The sequence below is a fragment of the Oceanobacillus longus genome, from assembly GCF_042650085.1.
In the GTDB taxonomy this organism is placed as follows: domain Bacteria; phylum Bacillota; class Bacilli; order Bacillales; family Amphibacillaceae; genus Oceanobacillus; species Oceanobacillus longus.
Map to the genome: position 1 here is coordinate 314,390 of NZ_JBHSAO010000006.1, position 21,028 is coordinate 335,417.

Below are 21,028 nucleotides of genomic sequence, written 5' to 3' on the forward strand. Positions count from 1 at the left end.
CCCATTAGACATACGAATTGCAAATCGAATCAGATATACGCTTTGTAGTCAGATTTCCAAGCACAATTTCAGTCATTTTCTTTGTACTAACTTGTTTCCCACCGTTTAATTTCAAATCTGCAGTATGATATCCTTGTTCCATACATTCATTTACTGCGCTTTCGATTTCAGAAGCTTCCTCTTCCAACCCAAATGAATAACGTAGCATTAAGGCTGCAGATAAAATCATTCCAAGCGGGTTTGCTGTATCTTTTCCGGCTATATCCGGTGCCGATCCATGAACAGGCTCATACAGTCCCACTCCATCTGTTCGAACACTTGCAGATGGTAGCATTCCGAGAGATCCTGTTAGTACAGATGCCTCATCACTCAAAATATCACCAAATAAGTTTTCAGTTACAATCACATCAAATTGATTTGGCTGTGTGATCAATTTCATTGCGGCTGCATCAACAAGTAAATGTTCTACAGTCACATCAGGGTAATCCTTCGCTTTTTCATTGACTATTTCCCGCCACATACGGCTCGATTCAAGCACATTTGCTTTATCAACAGAAGTCAGATGTTTGTTACGAATCCTTGCACTTTGAAAACCTTTTTCTATGATTCGTTCCATCTCTGTTCTGTGATAATAAAGCGTATCAACTACCACATTACCATTTTCCCGTCTTTCACTTGGTTGACCGAAGTAAAGTCCACCAGTCAGTTCACGAACAATCATAATGTCACTGTCTTTGATAATTTCTTCCTTGAGTGGAGAAGCATGAAGCAACGATGCAAACCCCTTTACTGGACGCAAATTAGCGAAAAGTCCAAGTGATTTACGAATTCCTAATAATCCCTTTTCTGGTCTGAGGTGAACAGGGATAGAATCCCACTTAGGACCCCCAACTGCACCAAGCAAAATAGCATCTGCACTCGAGCATGCATTTACTGTATCCTCAGGTAATGGCACGCCATACTTATCTATGGCATCTCCACCTATTGCATGTTCATGAAACGTAAATTTATGGTTGTACTCCATTGCTATTGCTGTTAAAACTAGTTTTGCAGATTCCATTATTTCTCTTCCGATTCCATCACCTGGTAGAAGAATGATTTGCTTATCCATAGCTGAGGTCCCTCCTTTATAAAGTTTATTCGCTAACCAACTCTTTCATTTTAGCTGTATTAATTTTGATCATATAGCGATTGACTGCATTAATAAATGCGTTGGCAGATGCCTGCAAGACATCTTGTGCGGATCCTCTGCCATTGACAGTTTCACCATTTACAATTAACTGCACGTGTGACTCGGCTAATGCATCCTTACCCCCACCTACCGAATTTAGCTGGTAATCTACCAATTTAATATTTTCTTGTATTAAACTATCAATCGTTTTATAAAGTGCCTCAACACTACCTTGCCCTGGGCAGGAATTTTCTACTGTCTTTCCATCCGGTGTTTTCAATACTACAGTTGCAGTAGGCACATTTTCTGTACCGTATTGAACCTGGAATTTTTCCAGTTGGTATTTATTGATAGAAGAGGAGTCAGTTTTAATTTCCATAACAATCGTATACAAATCGTCATCTGTTACTTCCTTCTTATGGTCCGTTAATTTCTTGAATTGATCAAAGGCTTCTTTCACCTCTGCCTCTGAAAGTTCAACCCCAAATTCCTTAACTTTATCTTTAAAGGCATGACGACCGGAATGTTTTCCTAAAAATAGTGTATTGGATGTTACTCCAACCAATTCCGGAGTTATGATTTCATAAGTCTCCGCATTTTTCAATACACCATCCTGATGGATACCTGATTCATGTGCAAAAGCATTTCGTCCTATAATTGCTTTGTTGGCCTGCACATACATTCCTGTCAGTTTCGCAACAATGTCACTTGTACGTTTAATTTCATTTAATTTAAGTCCTGTCTCATACGGATAATAATCAGAACGTATCTTCAATGCCACTGCCACTTCTTCAAGAGCTGCATTTCCGGCACGTTCACCAATTCCGTTAATTGTTCCTTCCACCTGTGTTGCACCATTTTCAACAGCTGCAATGGAATTTGCAACTGCCATACCAAGATCATTATGGCAATGGCAAGAAAGTTCAACCTGATCAATATTCGGTACATTTTCAGAAATATAGCGGAATAGTTTTCCGTATTCTACTGGTGTTGTATAGCCAACAGTATCGGGAAGATTAATAACCGTTGCACCTGCATCAATCACTTTTTCAATGATTTCAGCAAGGAATTTCCAATCCGATCTTGTTGCATCTTCAGCAGACCATTCAATCTCTTTGAACTTTTGCTTAGCATAAGAAACCATGCTGACGGCAGTCTCAATTACCTCTTCAGGTGTTTTCTTCAATTTATATTCCATATGAATTGGAGATGTGGCTAAGAAAAGATGGATAGCAGGATTTTCAGCTCCCTTTAGTGCATCCCAGGCAATATCCACATCTGACTTAATTGTTCTAGCCAAACCAATAACAGAAGTATTTTTGATTGTATCGGCAATTGCTTTTACGGCTTCAAAGTCACCTTTGGAGGAAGCAGGAAATCCTGCTTCCATCCGGTCAACTCCAAAACGTTCTAATTGCCTTGCAATTTCTAGTTTCTCTAGTTTGTTCAAGTTAACCCCTGGTGATTGTTCTCCGTCCCGAAGTGTTGTGTCAAAAATCTTAATTTGTGACATGAACTTTCACATCCTTTTGTTTAGAATCAATTGGATTTTTAACAAAAGGCATTAAATCACGGAGCTCCTTTCCAACTGTTTCAATTTGATGTTTGTTTTCTTTATTATTGATTGCATTAAATTGTGGACGACCTGCTTGGTTTTCAAGAATCCATCCTTTAGCAAATTTACCATCTTGGATATCTGTTAGGATATCTTTCATTCTTCCTTTTGTTTCAGCATCTACAACACGTGGACCTGATACGAAATCTCCCCATTGTGCAGTATCTGAGATAGAATAACGCATGTTTTCTAATCCACCTTCATAAAGAAGATCTACAATTAGTTTCATTTCATGCATACACTCAAAATAAGCAACCTCAGGCTGATAACCTGCTTCTGTTAATGTTTCAAAACCTGCTTTAATTAAGCTTGTTACCCCACCACATAGAACTGCCTGTTCACCAAACAAATCCGTTTCTGTTTCTTCTTGGAATGTTGTCTCAAGAACACCCGCTCTTGCAGCACCAATTCCTTGTGCATATGCCAAAGCAATATCTGTTGCTTTGCCTGTAACATCCTGATAAACACCGAATAATGCTGGTACACCAGCGCCGCCTTCATAGGTTCTTCTTACAAGATGTCCTGGTCCTTTTGGTGCTACAAGGAATACGTCAACATCTGCTGGTGGTACAATCTGACTAAAGTGGATGTTGAAACCATGCGCGAAAACAAGTGCGTTTCCAGCCTGCAAGTTATCCTTTATGCTTTCTTCGTATACCTTTGGCTGTGTTTCATCTGGTAGAAGAATCATAACAACATCTGCTTGCTTAACTGCCTCAGCTACCGGAAATACTTTAAAGCCATCTTCTTCCGCTTTTTGCTGTGATTTACCTGGTCTTAGTCCAATCACAACATCATAGCCACTTTCACGAAGGTTTAATGAATGTGCATGCCCCTGTGAACCATATCCTACTACTGCGATTTTCTTACCTTCCAATACCTCTTTATTGATATCATTTTCATATAGTACTTTAGCCATTTAAATCTTCCTCTCCATTTTTTAATGTAAGTTTTATTTTTGATTTAATTAATCATTGTATTTATTTCTGTTACATTTTCCGGTTGCTGTCCTCTTAGGAATGCTGTTACACCGGTTTTGGTTAATTCCTTTATGCCATAAGGTCTGAGTAGCGCTATCAGTGCATCCACTTTATCTGGACGACCTGTAACTTGTATGGTCATGCTATCCTTGCTTACATCGATTACAGATGCACGAAATGGGGTGATGATCCCTTGAATTTCAGATCTCGTATGGCCTGTTCCCATTACTTTGATTAATGCTAGTTCCCTGGCCACCATTGCTTTATCCGTTATGTCAGATACTTTCAATACATCAATTTGTTTGTTTAATTGCTTTGTTAGCTGCTCCAGTTTCTGACTATCACTGATTTCAACGACGAATGTCATTTTTGAGATACCTTCTGTTTCAGAAGCCCCGACTGAAATGCTCTCAATGTTGAATTGCCGTTTATTGAGCATTCCGGTAATTCGATTTAAAACTCCTCCATGATCCTGAACCGTTGCAGTTATTATACGTTTCATTTTCTCACCCCGACCATTTCATGAATTCCTTTACCTGGTGCAATCATTGGATATACAGATGTTTTCCTAACCACGCGGAAGTCAGCGACAACAGGCCCGTCATATGAAAAAATATCTTCCAGCGTTTTAATTACATCCTTTTCATTCTCAACTCTAACTCCTCTGATGCCATAACTTTCAGCTAATTTAACGAAATCAGGATTATCAGAAAATAGCGATTCCGAATATCTTTCTTCATAAAAACTTTCTTGCCATTGTCTTACCATTCCAAGCGCTTCATTATTGACGATAATTATTTTAACAGGTAGATTTCTTTGTTTCACGACGGATAATTCCTGGAACATCATTTGGAATCCACCATCACCAACAATTGATATAACAAGATCGTCTGGCCTTCCAAGTTGGGCTCCAACAGCTGCCGGGAAACCAAATCCCATTGTTCCAAGCCCACCTGATGTTACCCAGTTATTTGGTTTATCAAATGTGTAAAATTGTGCTGCCCACATTTGATGCTGTCCAACATCGGTTGTTACAATTGCCTCACCCTTTGACACGTTATAAACCTGTTCAATCAGCCATTGTGGTGACAATGGTGTTTCCGTACGTTCATACCATAAAGGATATTCCTTTTTGTTTTGCTGCAGTTTATCCATCCATTCCTGGTGATTTTGCATTTCAATCTTCGTGTTTAACAGAGCGATTAAAGCTTTCTTCGCATCTGCAACTACTGGAATATGAGTTGCAATATTTTTTCCGATTTCGGCTGGATCGATATCAATATGAGCAACCTTCGCCGATGGAGCGAAATGTTCAATATTACCGGTTAATCGGTCATCAAATCTTGCACCTATATTGATTAACAGATCACTTTCATAGATGGCCATGTTTGCCGCATATGTTCCATGCATTCCTGCCATTCCCAACGAAAGCCCATTTGACCCAGGAAAACTCCCAAGCCCAAGCAATGTGCTTGTTACGGGTAATTGATACTTTTCAGCGAATTGCTTCAGTTCTTCAGAAGCATTTGCGAAAAGTGTTCCTGCACCGATGAGCAACAGTGGACGCTTCGCGCGACTGAGAGCATCTGCTAGTTTAATAATCTGCATTGGATTCGGATTAATGGTTGGCTGATACCCTGGCAAATAAAAATCATCTTCATAATCATCTAACGTGATATTCGCTGAAATATTTTTTGGAATATCGACGACGACTGGACCTGGCCTTCCTGTTGATGCAATATGAAAAGCTTCTTTTACAATTCTTGGTAAATCAGCTATTTCATTCACCTGATAATTGTATTTTGTAATTGGTGTCGTTAACCCCATTATATCTGCTTCTTGGAAAGCATCTGTCCCAATTACATTTTTTGCGACCTGACCGGTAAATATAACGAGTGGCAATGAATCCATCATCGCATCTGTAATTCCCGTTATCAGGTTAGTGGCACCTGGACCAGACGTTGCAATAACGACTCCAGGCTTCCCTGTAACACGTGCATATCCTTCTGCCGCATGAATGGACCCTTGCTCATGGCGAGAAAGTATATGCTCAAAAGGTGTTTCATTACGGTACAATGCATCATAGATTGGTAATACTGCTCCACCCGGATAACCGAACACAGTATCAACATCCGCGTCAATCAGCGTTTTAACTAAAATATCAGCCCCGGTTACCAATTTTCCCTTTACTTCCACTTCACGACTAGCATCTACTTTCACTATTGCAACCTCCTCAAGTCATAATTGAATAAAAAAAGACCCTTCTCTCCCTATAATCTGCATATAATCAGAATATTGGGGAGAAAAGAGTCTTCTTTTCACGGTACCACCCATGTTCATAGCATCCTTGCGAATACTACCTTGGTAAGCTGGCAATCAGCCTTTATTGATAACAGGTACAACAAATATGCACCTGACCGAATCTAATGGGAGTTTCCTCCGTTCAAAGCGGCACTCAGAGAAGATGTCAGAACAATATGTACTTCTGGGCTTCCAGCAACCCCAGCTCTCTGTGAGTACATGTAACAAGTTCCTTTTTTCTCGTCATCGAGTTAATTTATTTGGTTGTCATCTTTTAAAATTATAGGATTTTTTGGATTACTTTATTCAGAAAAATACGTTTGTTGAATGATTCTGATATTGCGGATAATCATATAACGTTTTTGAATGTGAGTCAATAGGTTTTCCGAAGTTTTTTGATAATTTCATTTTGTTAGATTTAATGATTGCGTTTACATGGTTGGCATGTCAACAAATCATTAAATTTTAAAAAAGTAGCCTCAGTTTGGAACTGAAGCTACCAAAATTTATTTATTCAAATAATCCGTAACTGCTCCTTTGGATGAACAGGAAACATTATGTGCATATTTTCCGAGTACACCCTTCGTATACAATTCAGGTGCCTCCCAATCTTTACGTCTTGCTTCCAATTCTTCCTCGGAAACATCCATCGAGATTACCTTTTTGTCGGAATCAATGGTTACGAGATCGCCCTCTTTCAAGAATGCAATCGGACCTCCGTCTTGTGCCTCTGGAGAAATATGCCCAACAACTAAGCCATGAGTTCCACCTGAAAATCTTCCGTCTGTCAGAAGCGCCACAGATTCACCCATACCTTTTCCAACAAGAATACTCGAAATGGAAAGCATCTCCGGCATTCCTGGACCACCTTTAGGACCCACATAACGGATGACAAGAACATCCCCATCATTAATTTCATTGGCCATTACTGCAGCAGTAGCATCAACCTCGTTATTGAATACTCGAGCAGGACCAGTATGACGGTTTACTTTTACGCCCGATACTTTGGCCACTGCACCTGTTGGGGAAAGATTCCCTTTCAGAACAATTAAAGGACCATCTTTACGTTTTGGATTGTCAAAAGGCATAATAACCTGTTGATCTTCTTGAAGTGATGGTGCATCTGCCAGATTTTCTGCAATTGTTTTTCCAGTAATAGTCAAACAATCACCATGCAAATAACCATTTTCAAGTAATAGTTTCATAACAGCTTGTACGCCACCAACACGATGCAAGTCTTGCATAACAAATCTTCCACTTGGTTTCAAATCAGCAAGATGTGGTACTTTCTCTTGCATGCGGTTGAAATCATCAATGGACAAATCTACTTCTGCTGCATGTGCAATTGCAAGCAGGTGAAGAATAGCATTTGTTGATCCGCCAAGTGCCATAACAACTGTAATGGCATTTTCAAACGCTTCTTTAGTCATAATATCTTTTGGATAAATACCATTTTCCAACATATTGTAAACTGCCTGTCCAGCAGCTTTTACGTCTTCAGCCTTTTCAGCTGATTCGGCAGGGTTTGATGAACTTCCAGGTAAGCTCATACCCATCGCTTCCACTGCAGATGCCATCGTGTTTGCGGTATACATACCTCCACATGCACCTGCACCAGGACATGCACTACATTCGATGGATCTGAGTTCGTTGTCATCAATGTCGCCATTATTATGTTTTCCGACACCTTCAAAAACAGAAACAATATCAATATCTTTTCCTCGGTGTTGTCCAGGTGCGATTGTTCCTCCATAGACAAATGCTGCTGGAACATCGGAATTGGCAATTGCGATCATACAGCCTGGAATATTTTTATCACAAGCACCAATCGCTACAAGCCCATCCAGATTTTCAGCTCCAACAACCGTTTCAATGGAATCAGCAATCACATCACGACTCGGGAGCGAATACCGCATTCCTTGCGTCCCCATGGAGATTCCATCAGAAACAGTAATCGTATTAAAAATCAGTGGTACCCCACCAGCTTCTCTGACACCATTTTTAGCGCTGACAGCTAACTCATCAATATGTATGTTACACGGAGTAACCTCTGCCCACGTGCTGGCAACCCCTACCATTGGTTTCTTGAAATCTTCATCCGTTATACCAACCGCTCGAAGCATGGCACGATTTGGAGCCCTCATCGTTCCATCAAATGCTTTACTTTTTATACGTAAATCTTTACTCATCATAAATACCACCTTTCTTTCAAACTATTATAAGGCTAATTTTTTAATACTTCAATTAATTTTTCAATTAAAAATAGGTAATCTGTTTTACTCTCGCATAAAAACATCGAATTATTTTTCTAATACCAATCTTTTGTCTATAAATAATATTGACAACTTATTTGATATTGCTATATTAAATTATAAATGGAGTTTTATTAACGGGAGGCTGAATAATTATGACATTTAATGTTTTAATTAGTGATCCACTAAGCGAGGAGGGTATTCAACCTCTACGCGAATCAGAAAATTTCACCATTGTGATGGAAACAAATTTAAGTCCTGAAGAACTGGGAAATCGTATTGGTGAATTCGATGCTCTACTTGTTCGCAGTCAGACTCAAGTAACAAGGGAATTAATCCATAAAGCAACGAATCTGAAAATAATCGGACGTGCGGGTGTCGGTGTAGATAATATCGACCTGGAAGCGGCGACTGAAAATGGAATTATCGTTGTGAATGCCCCTAATGGAAACACCAATTCAGCTGCAGAGCATACGATGGCAATGATTATGGCCTTGTCCAGAAACATTCCACAAGCCTTCCATGCATTAAAAAACCGACAATGGGATCGAAAGAAATATGTCGGTGTGGAAATAAAGAATAAAACTTTGGGCATCGTCGGCCTTGGTAGAATTGGCGTGGAAGTAGCTGCACGTGCGAAAGGTCAGCGGATGAACGTCATTGCATATGATCCATTCTTGACGGAAGAAAAAGCCGAACAATTGGGAATCGGTTATGGCACATTGGAAGAAGTATTAAAAAAAGCCGATTTTATTACAGTACATACCCCGTTGATGAAAGAAACAAGACATATGATTAATGCACATGCTTTCGAAATCATGAAAAGTGGCGTTCAGATTATCAATTGTGCCCGTGGTGGAATCATTGATGAAAATGCATTGTATGATGCGATTGTTTCCGGAAAGGTTGCAGGGGCTGCACTCGATGTTTTTGAAGAAGAGCCGTTTGTCGATCATAAATTATTGGAATTAGAACAAGTTGTCGCCACGCCACATCTCGGTGCTAGCACCATAGAAGCTCAAGAAATTGTAGCCATCGATGTAAGCCATGATGTTATCCGCTTTTTAAATGGCGATGTTGTCAAAAATCCTGTGAATCTCCCTTCTGTTCCAAGTGAAATCATGTATAAAATTGAGCCCTATTTTCATCTGGCTGAGAAACTCGGCACCTTCCTCATTGATTTGACAAATGAAGTTGCCGAAGAAGTATACATTACGTACTCCGGCGATTTATCCGAAATAGAAGTAGCACCATTAACAAGAAATACAGTAAAAGGGATTCTAAAACGCTATTTGGGAAGTCATGTGAATGACGTAAATGCACTATATCTCGCTGATAAAAAAGGAATTACCGTAAAAGAAAGCAAAACGTCTTCCACCAAAGGGTTTACCAATCTGATTACTGTAGAAATTAAGAGCAAATCAGGACGTCGAAAAGTAGCCGGTACATTATTGAATGGTTTTGGACCAAGATTAGTAAAAGTGGACGACTATAGTGTGGATGTTACCCCTAAAGGGCATATGGTAGTCATTCAGCATACAGACCAGCCCGGTGTTATCGGTCGTATGGGAAGCACCATTGCAAAACATCATATCAACATCGCTACCATGCAGGTTGACCGCTCGGATGTTGGCGGTAATGCCATTATGATTCTAACCATCGACAAGCATCTGGAAACAGAAGCATTGGAGGAATTAAAAAGCCTCGATGAAATAAAAGATGTTACAGCAATAGATCTTTAAATTGAGCTCCTCTATGTTTGTTGCCTTTTAATCTTCGCAGATTTGAGATAAAATGCGAACTAGGATAAGTAACTTCGGCGACCGCTCTGGGAAATATACTGCGCTTTCCGTGGGCGGCTGGTGAGCCTCCTCGTGCTAACGCACTTCGGGGTCTCACCGATGCCTTTCCTCCCACAGGAGTCTCCGTATATTTCCCAGAGCTGGTTTTAAGCTTACAAACCGCTAACTCCCTTAGTGATTTATAAAAATCATATCACAAAAGTTCACCAGTCCGGGTGAGTGGAGGGCGGTGACTCCTGCGGGAAAAGCACGTGTCCGAAGACCCCGCAGAGTGGGTTTCTCGAGGAGGCTGAGGCCGTGCCCGCGGAAAGCATCCGCCCGCAGCGATTCCGGACGGCGAGAAAGCAGTTACTTCGAAGTTTATAGATTATGTGGCAAAAACAACAATCTTTTGGTGGGACAAGTAAAAAAATAGCAGTCCCAATCTTATAGAAAACAGCTTTAAATTTTAAAAGCACACCTCCCCAAAAGGGCGGTGTGCTTTTTATCATTAGAGTTTTTCAATTATCGGCAAAAGTTCATCCAATCCCGAAATTTCATAGGTTGGTATTGTCTTCCCATGTGCTTTTTCATGCCGGTTGATCCACACAGAACGGATGCCTGCTCGTTCTGCTCCTAAAATATCGGTATTCAAGTTATCACCTACCATGATAACTTCATTGTTTTTAAGTGATAAAAGTTCCATTGCGTGTTCAAAGATAGATGGATCTGGTTTCCCTTTACCAAAGCCACCGGAAATAACAATGTGATCAAAATAAGGTACAAGTTCCGGTGTCAAATCAAGCTTCGTATGTTGCAAATCAGGTGAACCATTTGTCAACAGCAACAGCTGATAGTTGCCTTTCAGTTCCTCCAACACTTGAATTGCATCATCAAATAAAAGAGCCGTTTTCTTCCGCTCTCTAGGGAAAGCCTCTGCAAGTTCTAATCCAAACGCTGGATCATCTATCCCTAAGTCAATCAACCCTCTCGTCCATGCATCTTTTCGATAATCTGGAGCGATCTCCTTCAGCTTGCCAAATTCCTCACCTTCATCCAGAAAATTGGCCCACAGTCCTTCAAAAGGATTAATCCCTATCATCTGCGTAAAATCATAGGTATCATAGGAAGCATATATCTCTCTTGCATGTTCCCTTACTTTTGCTTCCAACTCATTTGGATTAATATCATATTTCTCACTCGCCAGTTCACATGTTTTTTCAAAAGCATCTTTCACACTTTTTTCATCCCAGAGCAATGTATCATCCAAATCAAAAAATACTGCTTTAACCATTTTTACAGCTCCCCCACACCTATTTTCTCTTTCTAGCATACTACTGTAATCATAATTTAACAAAATTAATTAAAAATTAAGTGTTGCGCAAATTTAATTTATCCCTTATGATTAATAGAAATTTATAAACATAATTAAGGAGACAATTGATATGGAAGACCAAACTATTCGCGTACAACTAAGTGAAACAAATAAACAAAAACCTAAATCAGATCAGCTTATTTTTGGAAAAACATTTACGGACCATATGTTTGTAATGGATTATTCTGATCCTTTAGGGTGGCATAATGCGAGCATTGTACCATATCAACCTCTAACGATCGAACCATCCGCTATGGTATTCCATTATGGTCAATCCGTTTTTGAGGGACTAAAGGCATTTCGCACAAAAGACGGAGAAATTCAATTATTTAGACCAACAAAAAACTTGGAGCGTTTAAATCATTCAAACGATCGCCTTGTAATTCCACCAATTGACGAGGAATTTGTATTAAAAGCAATTAAACAGCTTATAACCGTGGAAAAAGACTGGGTCCCTGATGCAGAAGGTACGTCCCTGTATATTCGCCCGTTTATCATTTCAACTGAACCATATATCGGTGTTGCACCAGCATGTCATTATAAATTAATTGTTATTTTATCACCTGTTGGGGCGTATTACAAAGAGGGAATCAACCCGGTAAAAATTGCCGTTGAAAATCATTACGTTCGTACCGTCAAAGGTGGAACTGGCGAAGCAAAAACGGGTGGTAACTATGCAGCAAGCCTAAAAGCACAGGAATTGGTTGGTAAAGAAGGCTTTGCTCAAGTTCTATGGCTGGACGGCGTAGAAAAGAAATATATCGAAGAAGTAGGAAGTATGAACGTATTTTTCAAGATTGACGGGGAAGTTGTAACGCCAATGCTTAATGGCAGTATCCTTGCTGGAGTAACGAGAGACTCTGTTATCCGCCTACTTAAACATTGGAATATACCAGTTTCCGAAAGAAGAATTTCCATGGAAGAAATACGCCAGGCACATCAGGACGGAAAACTGGAAGAAGCATTCGGTTCAGGGACAGCTGCCGTCATCTCTCCAATTGGTCAGCTGACATGGGAAGGCGAAGATTTGATTGTCAACGAAGGAAAGACAGGCGAAATCTCGCAAAAAATATTTGATACCATAACCGGAATCCAATATGGCAAAATGGAAGATCCATTTAACTGGATTGTGAATGTGGAAACAAAAAGTACTGTAAAAAATTAATTCATTATAGAAATCGGCGTCATGCATCGTTTTTCTATTGTGACCAACTTTAAAAGGCTACCTTTAAGGGATTTCCCCTAAAAGGTAGCCTTCTTTCGTTTGCTTTCCTACTTGTTTCCATTTGTCATACTTTCTTCGGCGATTTTAATCATTCGTTTGACCATCTCGCCACCCACCGAACCGTTTTCACGTGCAGTTGTGTCAGCTCCAAGTTCTACATTGAATTCATTTGCAATCTCTGCCTTCATCTTGTCCACTGCATTTCCAGCACCAGGCACTAACAATTGATTTCGATTGTTATCAGCCATCCAGATCACTCCTCGGTGTATTGGAACAGAATATGCCTGTTCCTCCTTATCTTCTGTCGTGTTACTTTTTTTATTCATCTTGAAGAATATGGTCTAAACAAACTAGCCCCCACATATATTAGCCTTGCATGTTAATTTGAACAGAGTACATAAGGAGGAGAAGCATCTAGTGGCGAACAGTATGCATCATATAGAAATGGACTTACCAATTTACAAAATATGGAGTTTTATAAGCGATATTGATAACTGGGCTGTTCTTGTACCAGGTTATACCGATCACATCATTTTGAACGAGAAGGAATCTATTTGGAAACTACATGGCGATATTGGAGTCATAAACCGAACAGTAAGTTTGAACGTTCATATTACAGAATGGGTTGAGCCATCGAATATCCACTTTCATCTTAGCAGCTTAAATGAAACGTGTATTGGAGAAGGATACTTTCGGGCAACAGCAGTTTCTGAAAAGAAAACCCAAGTAACCGGTAGTCTGGACGTTACTATAAAAGGAATGATGGGACCGATGGTAAACCCAATATTAAAAACAGTCGTACCAAAGATCGGGAAAGATCTAACTGAAAAAGTAACCGTAAAAATTATGGAACACGAAAAGTTGAGATTAACTGTATAAGCTAATAAGTAGACATGGATCTCCTATACGTGAATCCATGTCTACCATTCAAATGATACCTATTTACTCCTTTCCTGCTCAGTGATAAAGTATAAGATGCATCTTCACACGGAAAGGAAAAACAACATGAACAAAATAATACGCAATAAAACAGCGTCCCAATATATGTATATCATTTTAGGGGCTACACTTGTTGGTTTATCCTACAATGTATTTTTCCTCCCCTCCAGACTTGCAGCAGGTGGTATTTCAGGGGTGAGCACCATATTGTTCGAATTATATGCATTAAGTCCTGCACTCATACAATCCATGATTAATATCCCTATATTTATTATTGGCTGGATTGCTTTAGGAAAGGATTTCAGTTTTAAATCATTAGTAGGTACGTTTTGGGTTCCATTTATCATCTTTCTCACAGCTGATATTCCTCTCACTGTCACAAATCCGTTTCTGGGGGCATTGTACGGCGGTATTTTGCTTGGCGTTGGGCTTGGTATTGTCTATAAAGGAAACGGCTCTACTGGTGGCACAGCTGCCATTGCCCAGATTGTCAAAAAGTTTACTGGTATATCCAGTGGATACTCCCAATTTATCGTAGACGGGCTCGTCGTTACTACTTCCATTATCGTCTTTAACCTAGAGCTCACTTTATTTGCCCTATTGGCTATCTATATCTCAGGAAAAGCGATTGACTTTGTACAATTGCGAACTTCTGCAACAAAACTAATTTTAATCATTACAGAAGAAGAGGAAAAGATTCAGTCCCTTATCCATGATGGAATCGACCGTGGACTTACAAAGGTCCGCTCTGTTGGTGGTTACTCCAATCTTGATAAAACGATGATTCTTTGTGTCACTGAACAGCCGGAAGCTGTCCAGCTCAAGAAAATTTTGCAAAAAGAAGCTCCAACATCTTTTGTCATATTCTTAAATGCGTCGGAGATTCTTGGTAGAGGGTTTTCATTGGACAGGTATTATGGACAAAAATTATAGTAAATCGAAACAAGCACGCCATAAAAGGCGTGCTTGTTTGTTCTAGAAATAAAATTAATTCTAATGCGAATGATTTACGCTATGGGTAATATCTTCCAAAAACGTTTCAGACTTCGTATGATCATGCAGCTCACAATAATATACGATAGTTTTAACCTCATGAGAAATAGTACATGTGCGACTATACCTCATAAAGTTTTTCCAATAGGTAACATCATGTGAATCGGTTTGAAAAACATTGATATCGGTACTATACTCTTTCCAATCATGCTGCACATCGGTTATGCCATAAAAATTATTTTCCACAGTAGCTGCTTCTGCTTCCATAAGTTGCAACGATGCAAAGATTACAAATAAAAAACTAATTATAAACTTTATTTTCCTCAATTTCACCAGCCCAATCACGAAGTTAATGAAAAACCTTCACTTTCTTCAGTTAATATAGGTTAATTTCAAGTAAAATATACACCCCTATTACATTCCTGGCCGATGCTCCAAAAAGTTTTGATAAGCAAAGCCTTTTACTTCAGCTTCTGAATAATATTTGAGCAGTTCATTTATCAGGTTTTGATAGTTAGCTGCATTTTCCAGATGATCGACAAAGCTGCTTATCCCATCAAAATCCGAACCAAATCCAATATGATTTACCGCTCCAAGTGAACAAAAATGGTCAATATGTTTAATCAGATCTGGGATTGTAGCTTCTTCACATTCGTAATTAATGAATGGTGGATTGTAAACAATATGAATCAGACCGCCTTTAGCAATCATACACTTTATCTGGTCATCATATAAATTACGTGGATGATCACATACTGCCCGTGCATTGGAGTGGCTTGCTATTGGATATTCCGCAAGCTCCATGATATCCCAAAAACCTTTTACCGTCGCATGTGCAACATCTGTGAATACCCCATATTCATTATTCAGTTTCACCACTTCTTTCCCAAGGAGCGTTAATCCCCCACCTCGTGGTTCCTCTACCCCATCCGCGCAAAGGTTGGCATTGTTCCACGTTATACCTATTGATAAAACGCCAAGACGATATAATTGACGAAGCTTCATCAAATCATTACCGAATGCATCGGCACCTTCTAGCGTCAGTACAGCGCCAATTTCGCCGTCTCTCAGCGTGTCTAAATCAGACCACGACCGAATATGTCTCATTTCAGGATGTTTCTCTAAGACCTCTGTATAAAACAAATCGACTTGTTCCAAAGCATGCTGCCATTTTTCTTCTGAAGGAACATCTGGATGAATGAAAATCGCAAAGAATTGTGCTTTGACATTCCCATGCTTTAAACGTTCCAGATTTGTGTCTAATTCCTTGGCATTCGAAAAATGTAATGGCTTTTGATCATAAAAATATTGCCCTCTTTTTGCGTGCTGCAGCTTTAAAAGTGCATCACAATGTGTATCAATTATTTTCATAAAGACCGCTCCCTTTTGTAACAGTTTACCATGCACGATGGAACTTTTACTATCTTACATAATTTCAACACGAAAAAGCGAAGAGAGGATTCCTCCCTTCGCTTAAAACGGATGCTTATACTTATTGCTTACTTAACTTTCGCAGAGTGAAGTGGATAAATAAGCCTTGGTAAAATTAGAAGGACTGGAGCTACACTGCTCAAGTTAACTTTGGATTAACTATTAGCGCTGAACAGTCTGAACCATCTATACTCAAGGACCTTCTCGTTAATTTCTCTGTTTTTATCATCGCATTTTATATAGACTACGAAGTAACTGCTGGTTGAATCTAACAGTATGCAGAAGCTTCGGCGACCGCTCTGGGAATTATACTTCGCTTTCCGTGGGCGGCTGGTGAGCCCTCCTCGTGCTTCGCACTCCGGGGTCTCACCGATGCCTTTCTTCCCACTGGAGTCTTCGTATATTTCCCAGAGCTGGTTTTAAGCTTACAAACAATTAACTGCATTAGTGATTGTTATAAAAATCTTATCACACAGCTTCACCAGTCCGGGTGAGCGGCGGGCGGTTACTCCTGCGGGAAAAGCACGTGTCCGAAGACCCCGCAGAGTGGGTTTCTCGAGGAGGCTGAGGCCGTGCCCGCGGAAAGCATCCGCCCAGAGCGATCCCGGACGGCAGCAATAGCACATATGTTAGAATACCAACCAGAAGTTGGTTCGCATTTTATCTCAACTCTGCGATGTTTAAGAGGCTATAAACAGTACAAAAACAGCCTTTTTTTATCAAAGTTAGCAAAGTTTAGAGACATTCTAAATTTATCCCGGCTAACTGTTCGAACTTATTTTATTGGTGCGAAAGTTGAGTTACTTAATCTCACGCTGTCTTAATTCAATCCGGCGAATTTTCCCTGATGATGTTTTCGGCAGTTCGTCGATAAATTCAATTTTCCGTGGATACTTATACGGCGCCGTTAATTGCTTAGCATGGTTTTGCAATTCTTTTACCAAACCTGGATCACTGGCATCGACATTTTCCTGAAGGATGATATATGCTTTAACGACATTTCCACGAACTTCGTCAGGACTTGCAATAACAGCACATTCTTTTACTGCAGGATGTTTCACTAGCGCATCTTCTACTTCAAACGGTCCAATGGTATATCCGGAGCTAACGATAATGTCGTCATTTCTACCTTCAAACCAGAAATAGCCTTCCTCATCCATTGAGGCCTGATCACCCGTGATATAGAAGTTCCCTCTTTGCGATTTTTTGGTACGTTCTGAGTCTTTATAATATCCTTTGAACAATGCAGGTGTATCAAGTGGAATGGCAATATCGCCCACTTCTCCTACAGCAACTGGATTACAATCTTCATCAATCAATTGGGCATTATTACCTGGTGTAGGTTTTCCCATGGAACCTGGTTTTACCTTCATTCCTTTTAAAAATCCGAGTAGCAATGTATTTTCTGTTTGTCCATAGCCATCCCTTACAGTAACACCAAAATGTTCCTTAAATTTATCAATGACTTCACGGTTCAATGGCTCTCCTGCAGAGACTGCACTATGTAATGCTGGTATATGGTAGTCTGATAGATTATCAAGCTTCGCCATTAGCCGATATTCGGTCGGTGTGCAACAAAATACATTTACTTCATTTTGCTCCAATAAACTCAAGTATTTCTTCGGTTCGAATCTGCCATTATAAACAAATCCAGTTGCACCTGACCCGAGTACAGAAAGAAATGGACTCCATACCCATTTTTGCCAGCCTGGAGCAGCAGTTGCCCAGACGGTATCTCCTTCACGAATACTCAACCAGTTGGATGGTGCTGTTTGCATGTGCGCATATCCCCATCCATGCGTGTGCATAACGGCTTTCGGATTACCTGTAGTACCTGATGTATAAGGTAAAAATGCAATGTCATCACGAGTAGTGGATACCATTTCCAGTTGATCGGATACAGCGTGTTTTAAATCATCAAGCAGGTTCCAGCTATCCACTTTGTTACCAACCGTGAATTTGACCAAGTCATCATACTCCTTGACGTCTTTGAATTCATCCGTGTAGTCCGCATAACTGACAACTCCACGAACCTCCCCATGTGTAATTCGATACTGTAGATCCTTCGTACGGAACATTTCCGAGCTTGGAATAATCACAATTCCTGTTTTTAAGGCAGCTAAATATATTTCATAGGTTTCAATAACTCGCGGCATCATAACGAGTAATTTATCTCCACGTTTCAGTCCCTTTTGCCTAAAAAGATTGCCAATTTTATTTGCGTTCTTTATAAGAATTTCATATGTAACTTCTTTTCTATTTCCGGATTCATCTTCCCAAATAACCGCTTTACGATTAACATCCTGTGCATATTTTTCAATTTCAAATACGATATTATAATTCTCTGGAGCAATTAAATCTTCCCTTTTCACTTAAATCACCCTCCTGTTTTAGTACCTGATACTAACTTCTTATCATTATATCAGATAATAATCTTATAATAAACGATTTAGTTCGTTGGAATATAGTTAATATGGTATGATAACTATAAATAAGGGGGAATTTTTAATGAATAAAAATCAATTCCAAATTCATTTAGATAAGAAAAACCTTACACTTACCGCTGAACAACTTGTCTTCTATAAACAAAGTAAAGTTTTAGAAGCCACAGATAAAAACGCCAATTACTACTATCTGATCTTTTATAAAAATGATTTTATCAATGGAGCAAAGAGAAAACAGATTAAAATCAATTCCCACATTCACCATGCATTTACAAAAGGTATCCACTTCAAAGGATCTCACCCGATAACCTCACAATTATTGCAAAACCATAAATCTTTTCACTTAATTACATTCAACCAGCTCTATAAAAACATTCAAAAGTCCTTTCCAAAATTAGAAACAGCATTAGTTATCTCCTACTTCGATTCATTTACCAAAACCGGATCCGTCGAAAAACTATTTAAGCGTACCTATTACGAATATCGCAGAAATGGCCAAAACCTGAATGCTTATCAGCTTTTAAAAACCTACAACAATGTTGGTCGCGAAAGTAAATTTGCTCATGATATGATGCATGATATGCAACTTAGTCAGTATGGGACCCTGTACCAAAACATGAAAGAAGTGTATGAAAAAGATCCGATAAATTTTGAATCTGCTTCCTTTGATGATTTATTTAGGAAAAAAGAATCGAGGGAACTCCTTCTCCAGTTATATAAAGAGCAGAATCGCCCCCTCGATGAACTAGCTGTACGAACAGCGATGCTCAGATATAATTTCAGCAAATCTAATTTTGAAGCTATCCTCACCATGCTCACTGATTTATCCGAGAAAGCGAAGATTCGCTATTTACAGGAACTAAAACAAACCCCTGCAGTTAAGGAGGAACTAATGAATGTCATTATGGCTTCCGACAATGCAAATGACGTATCTGATTTTCTAATGTCCACGAAACTAATGCCACCCGATGATCAGATAGAGAATATTATTCAAAATTTTGAACAGGCGGATGCCAACGTGTTATCCACCTATTTTAAGAAATCAAACAAAAGATTACTGAAGCTATCCAAGGGTGATGCACATAAAATGGAAAAACTGATAAAGCCATTTGTATCTGCCTTTTTAGAAGATTACCGCTTAAGTGACATTCTGGATTGGCTCGAACCCTTCCGTGAAGCAGGGCATCAACTGCCTATCGAACGGAAGCTATTAAAAATGAAAAAGTTGACGGAGGACCCCGACCAGCAATTTGCACTTGGTGAATTGTATATTCAGTTTCGTCAATTAGAAAAATCAATCGACTGTTTCAAATGGGAAATGGAACTGCACCCAGAAGATCAAAAGCCTGTTACGTACTTATCAAAAATCTATCAGGAACTAGGAGATAAAGAAGAAGCTGCAGCATATCAACAATTACTAATACAAATGAACAGATAAGAAACAAACCTGTTTCATCGATTACAAATTTGGTATTGCTTTTAACTGGGACGAGACTTTTAGGGAAACAGCTTTATTTATATCAAGAATCAAGAAAAGCCGCTCGCAGTATTGAGGAACTACCTCAGGGTGCGAACGGCTTTTTATTATATAAGGATTAACCTATTTCTGTTTCCATTTGTTCTTTTGGTAATACTTCGTTCATGCTACCTGTACGATATCCTTTTAAATCAACAGAAACATAATCAAATCCGAGTGAAACAAGTTTCATTTGTATTTGTTCACGTTTTACTAAGAAGTCTGCAATCTTATCCTCTGTAACTTCGATTCTTGCCACATTTTCATGATAGCGTACACGAACCATTTCAAATCCAAGTTTAATTAAGAAAAGCTCTGCTTCGTTTACTTGACTGACTTTTTCTCGATTAATTTTTGTACCATAAGGGAATCTAGATGCTAAGCTGCATGATGCAGGTTTATTCCATACAGGTACGTCCAGTTGTTTGGACAGCTCACGAATCTCTTGTTTATACATACCGGCTTCCTGCAAGACACTGCGCGCGCCTTCTTCTGTTCTAGCTTTTAATCCCGGACGGAAATCATCCATGTCGTCCATAATCATGCCATCGAGTACATACGGATAGCCCATTTCTTCCGCTAAGTTGTTCAAGCGGGAATAAAGCATTTTTTTACTGTGGTACCAACTTTCCGGTGTATTTGCTGCAATTGCCGGATTCTCGAGTTCCTTCATTTCCGTTTTCAGTACACGAACACCCATGTTTTCTGCAAGTTTAACAGCGCCATCAAACTCTTCATTGCGGAAAAGCTCAGAAGCAACGACGACTGCAAGTACGTCATCCCCTAATTCCTGCTGTGCACGCTTCAATAAGAAAGAACTGTCTACACCGCCGGAGAAAGCTATTAAAACACGCCCCATTCCAGATAGAATCTCACCAAGTTGCTCATTTTTTTCGTTAAGCGTTTTATTCATATCAAGTCTCCTCACTTTATAGTTATATATTCATTCATTTTCAATCTAATGTCTAACGAATTGATTTCGTACGTACATACCTTAATTTAAGG

General features: G+C 39.5%; 17 protein-coding genes. 5 read left to right on the forward strand and 12 right to left on the reverse strand.

Annotated features, from left to right (window positions below):
* Positions 1-4: 4 nt before the first annotated feature.
* From leuB to ilvD, 6 genes are all read right to left on the reverse strand, one after another.
* Positions 5-1,111 (reverse strand): 3-isopropylmalate dehydrogenase, encoded by a 1,107-nt coding sequence (gene leuB / locus ACFOUV_RS09200; RefSeq protein WP_379496465.1) that lies wholly within the window; start codon positions 1,109-1,111, stop codon positions 5-7.
* Between the two features lie 25 nt (positions 1,112-1,136).
* Positions 1,137-2,684, reverse strand: a complete 1,548-nt coding sequence (locus tag ACFOUV_RS09205; RefSeq protein WP_379496466.1) for a 2-isopropylmalate synthase — start codon at positions 2,682-2,684, stop codon at positions 1,137-1,139.
* Positions 2,671-3,705, reverse strand: a complete 1,035-nt coding sequence (gene ilvC / locus ACFOUV_RS09210) for a ketol-acid reductoisomerase (RefSeq protein ID WP_379496467.1) — start codon at positions 3,703-3,705, stop codon at positions 2,671-2,673. Before ilvC ends, ACFOUV_RS09205 begins: the two co-directional genes overlap by 14 nt.
* A gap of 44 nt (positions 3,706-3,749) precedes the next feature.
* Positions 3,750-4,268 carry an acetolactate synthase small subunit gene (ilvN, locus tag ACFOUV_RS09215; protein ID WP_379496468.1) on the reverse strand — a complete coding sequence of 173 codons (519 nt, stop codon included), beginning with the start codon at positions 4,266-4,268 and terminating at the stop codon, positions 3,750-3,752.
* Complete coding sequence (gene ilvB / locus ACFOUV_RS09220; protein ID WP_379496469.1) at positions 4,265-5,986, reverse strand: biosynthetic-type acetolactate synthase large subunit; 1,722 nt, start codon at positions 5,984-5,986, stop codon at positions 4,265-4,267. The genes ilvN and ilvB overlap by 4 nt, the downstream gene beginning before the upstream one ends.
* A gap of 587 nt (positions 5,987-6,573) precedes the next feature.
* Positions 6,574-8,256 (reverse strand): dihydroxy-acid dehydratase, encoded by a 1,683-nt coding sequence (gene ilvD, locus ACFOUV_RS09225; RefSeq protein ID WP_379496470.1) that lies wholly within the window; start codon positions 8,254-8,256, stop codon positions 6,574-6,576.
* 218 nt (positions 8,257-8,474) lie between these two features.
* On the opposite strand from ilvD, the gene serA reads away from it, so the two are divergent.
* A complete protein-coding gene (gene serA, locus ACFOUV_RS09230; RefSeq protein WP_379496471.1) occupies positions 8,475-10,061 on the forward strand; it encodes a phosphoglycerate dehydrogenase in 1,587 nt (528 codons plus the stop codon).
* A 550-nt stretch (positions 10,062-10,611) separates the two neighbouring features.
* On the opposite strand, the gene ACFOUV_RS09235 is transcribed toward serA, so the two are convergent.
* Positions 10,612-11,394 carry an HAD family hydrolase gene (locus ACFOUV_RS09235; RefSeq protein WP_379496472.1) on the reverse strand — a complete coding sequence of 261 codons (783 nt, stop codon included), beginning with the start codon at positions 11,392-11,394 and terminating at the stop codon, positions 10,612-10,614.
* A 151-nt stretch (positions 11,395-11,545) separates the two neighbouring features.
* On the opposite strand from ACFOUV_RS09235, the gene ACFOUV_RS09240 reads away from it, so the two are divergent.
* Positions 11,546-12,640 (forward strand): branched-chain amino acid aminotransferase, encoded by a 1,095-nt coding sequence (locus tag ACFOUV_RS09240; RefSeq protein WP_379496473.1) that lies wholly within the window; start codon positions 11,546-11,548, stop codon positions 12,638-12,640.
* Between the two features lie 107 nt (positions 12,641-12,747).
* Here the strand turns inward: ACFOUV_RS09240 and ACFOUV_RS09245 are convergent, their stop codons facing one another.
* Positions 12,748-12,948, reverse strand: coding sequence for a small, acid-soluble spore protein, alpha/beta type (locus ACFOUV_RS09245; RefSeq protein ID WP_379496474.1), 201 nt, complete (start codon positions 12,946-12,948; stop codon positions 12,748-12,750).
* Between the two features lie 169 nt (positions 12,949-13,117).
* Here ACFOUV_RS09245 and ACFOUV_RS09250 point away from each other — a divergent pair, with 169 nt between their 5' ends.
* Positions 13,118-13,579: a CoxG family protein gene (locus ACFOUV_RS09250; protein WP_379496475.1), complete on the forward strand. Its 462-nt coding sequence runs from the start codon at positions 13,118-13,120 to the stop codon at positions 13,577-13,579.
* A 126-nt stretch (positions 13,580-13,705) separates the two neighbouring features.
* A complete protein-coding gene (locus tag ACFOUV_RS09255) occupies positions 13,706-14,572 on the forward strand; it encodes a YitT family protein (RefSeq protein WP_379496476.1) in 867 nt (288 codons plus the stop codon).
* A gap of 60 nt (positions 14,573-14,632) precedes the next feature.
* Here ACFOUV_RS09255 and ACFOUV_RS09260 read toward each other — a convergent pair whose 3' ends face one another.
* The 3 genes from ACFOUV_RS09260 to mbcS form a co-directional block, all read right to left on the reverse strand.
* Positions 14,633-14,959 (reverse strand): hypothetical protein, encoded by a 327-nt coding sequence (locus ACFOUV_RS09260; protein WP_379496477.1) that lies wholly within the window; start codon positions 14,957-14,959, stop codon positions 14,633-14,635.
* Positions 14,960-15,046: 87 nt separating this feature from the next.
* Positions 15,047-16,003, reverse strand: a complete 957-nt coding sequence (locus ACFOUV_RS09265; RefSeq protein WP_379496478.1) for a dipeptidase — start codon at positions 16,001-16,003, stop codon at positions 15,047-15,049.
* An 860-nt stretch (positions 16,004-16,863) separates the two neighbouring features.
* Positions 16,864-18,435: an acyl-CoA synthetase MbcS gene (mbcS, locus tag ACFOUV_RS09270; protein WP_379496479.1), complete on the reverse strand. Its 1,572-nt coding sequence runs from the start codon at positions 18,433-18,435 to the stop codon at positions 16,864-16,866.
* 136 nt (positions 18,436-18,571) lie between these two features.
* Between mbcS and ACFOUV_RS09275 the strand changes: the two genes are divergently transcribed.
* Entirely contained in the window at positions 18,572-19,945 is a 1,374-nt protein-coding gene (locus ACFOUV_RS09275) for a tetratricopeptide repeat protein (RefSeq protein WP_379496480.1), read from the forward strand.
* Positions 19,946-20,102: 157 nt separating this feature from the next.
* Here the strand turns inward: ACFOUV_RS09275 and larE are convergent, their stop codons facing one another.
* A complete protein-coding gene (larE, locus tag ACFOUV_RS09280; RefSeq protein WP_379496481.1) occupies positions 20,103-20,936 on the reverse strand; it encodes an ATP-dependent sacrificial sulfur transferase LarE in 834 nt (277 codons plus the stop codon).
* Positions 20,937-21,028 lie beyond the last annotated feature (92 nt).

What these genes read in the sequence shown, in the direction of transcription:
- leuB (WP_379496465.1), bottom strand. Translation starts at nt 1,111, where the DNA reads ATGGATAAGCAAATCATTCTTCTACCAGGTGATGGAATCGGAAGAGAA.
- ACFOUV_RS09205 (WP_379496466.1), bottom strand. Translation starts at nt 2,684, where the DNA reads ATGTCACAAATTAAGATTTTTGACACAACACTTCGGGACGGAGAACAA.
- ilvC (WP_379496467.1), bottom strand. Translation starts at nt 3,705, where the DNA reads ATGGCTAAAGTACTATATGAAAATGATATCAATAAAGAGGTATTGGAA.
- ilvN (WP_379496468.1), bottom strand. Translation starts at nt 4,268, where the DNA reads ATGAAACGTATAATAACTGCAACGGTTCAGGATCATGGAGGAGTTTTA.
- ilvD (WP_379496470.1), bottom strand. Translation starts at nt 8,256, where the DNA reads ATGAGTAAAGATTTACGTATAAAAAGTAAAGCATTTGATGGAACGATG.
- serA (WP_379496471.1), top strand. Translation starts at nt 8,475, where the DNA reads ATGACATTTAATGTTTTAATTAGTGATCCACTAAGCGAGGAGGGTATT.
- ACFOUV_RS09235 (WP_379496472.1), bottom strand. Translation starts at nt 11,394, where the DNA reads ATGGTTAAAGCAGTATTTTTTGATTTGGATGATACATTGCTCTGGGAT.
- ACFOUV_RS09240 (WP_379496473.1), top strand. Translation starts at nt 11,546, where the DNA reads ATGGAAGACCAAACTATTCGCGTACAACTAAGTGAAACAAATAAACAA.
- ACFOUV_RS09245 (WP_379496474.1), bottom strand. Translation starts at nt 12,948, where the DNA reads ATGGCTGATAACAATCGAAATCAATTGTTAGTGCCTGGTGCTGGAAAT.
- ACFOUV_RS09255 (WP_379496476.1), top strand. Translation starts at nt 13,706, where the DNA reads ATGAACAAAATAATACGCAATAAAACAGCGTCCCAATATATGTATATC.
- ACFOUV_RS09265 (WP_379496478.1), bottom strand. Translation starts at nt 16,003, where the DNA reads ATGAAAATAATTGATACACATTGTGATGCACTTTTAAAGCTGCAGCAC.
- ACFOUV_RS09275 (WP_379496480.1), top strand. Translation starts at nt 18,572, where the DNA reads ATGAATAAAAATCAATTCCAAATTCATTTAGATAAGAAAAACCTTACA.
- larE (WP_379496481.1), bottom strand. Translation starts at nt 20,936, where the DNA reads ATGAATAAAACGCTTAACGAAAAAAATGAGCAACTTGGTGAGATTCTA.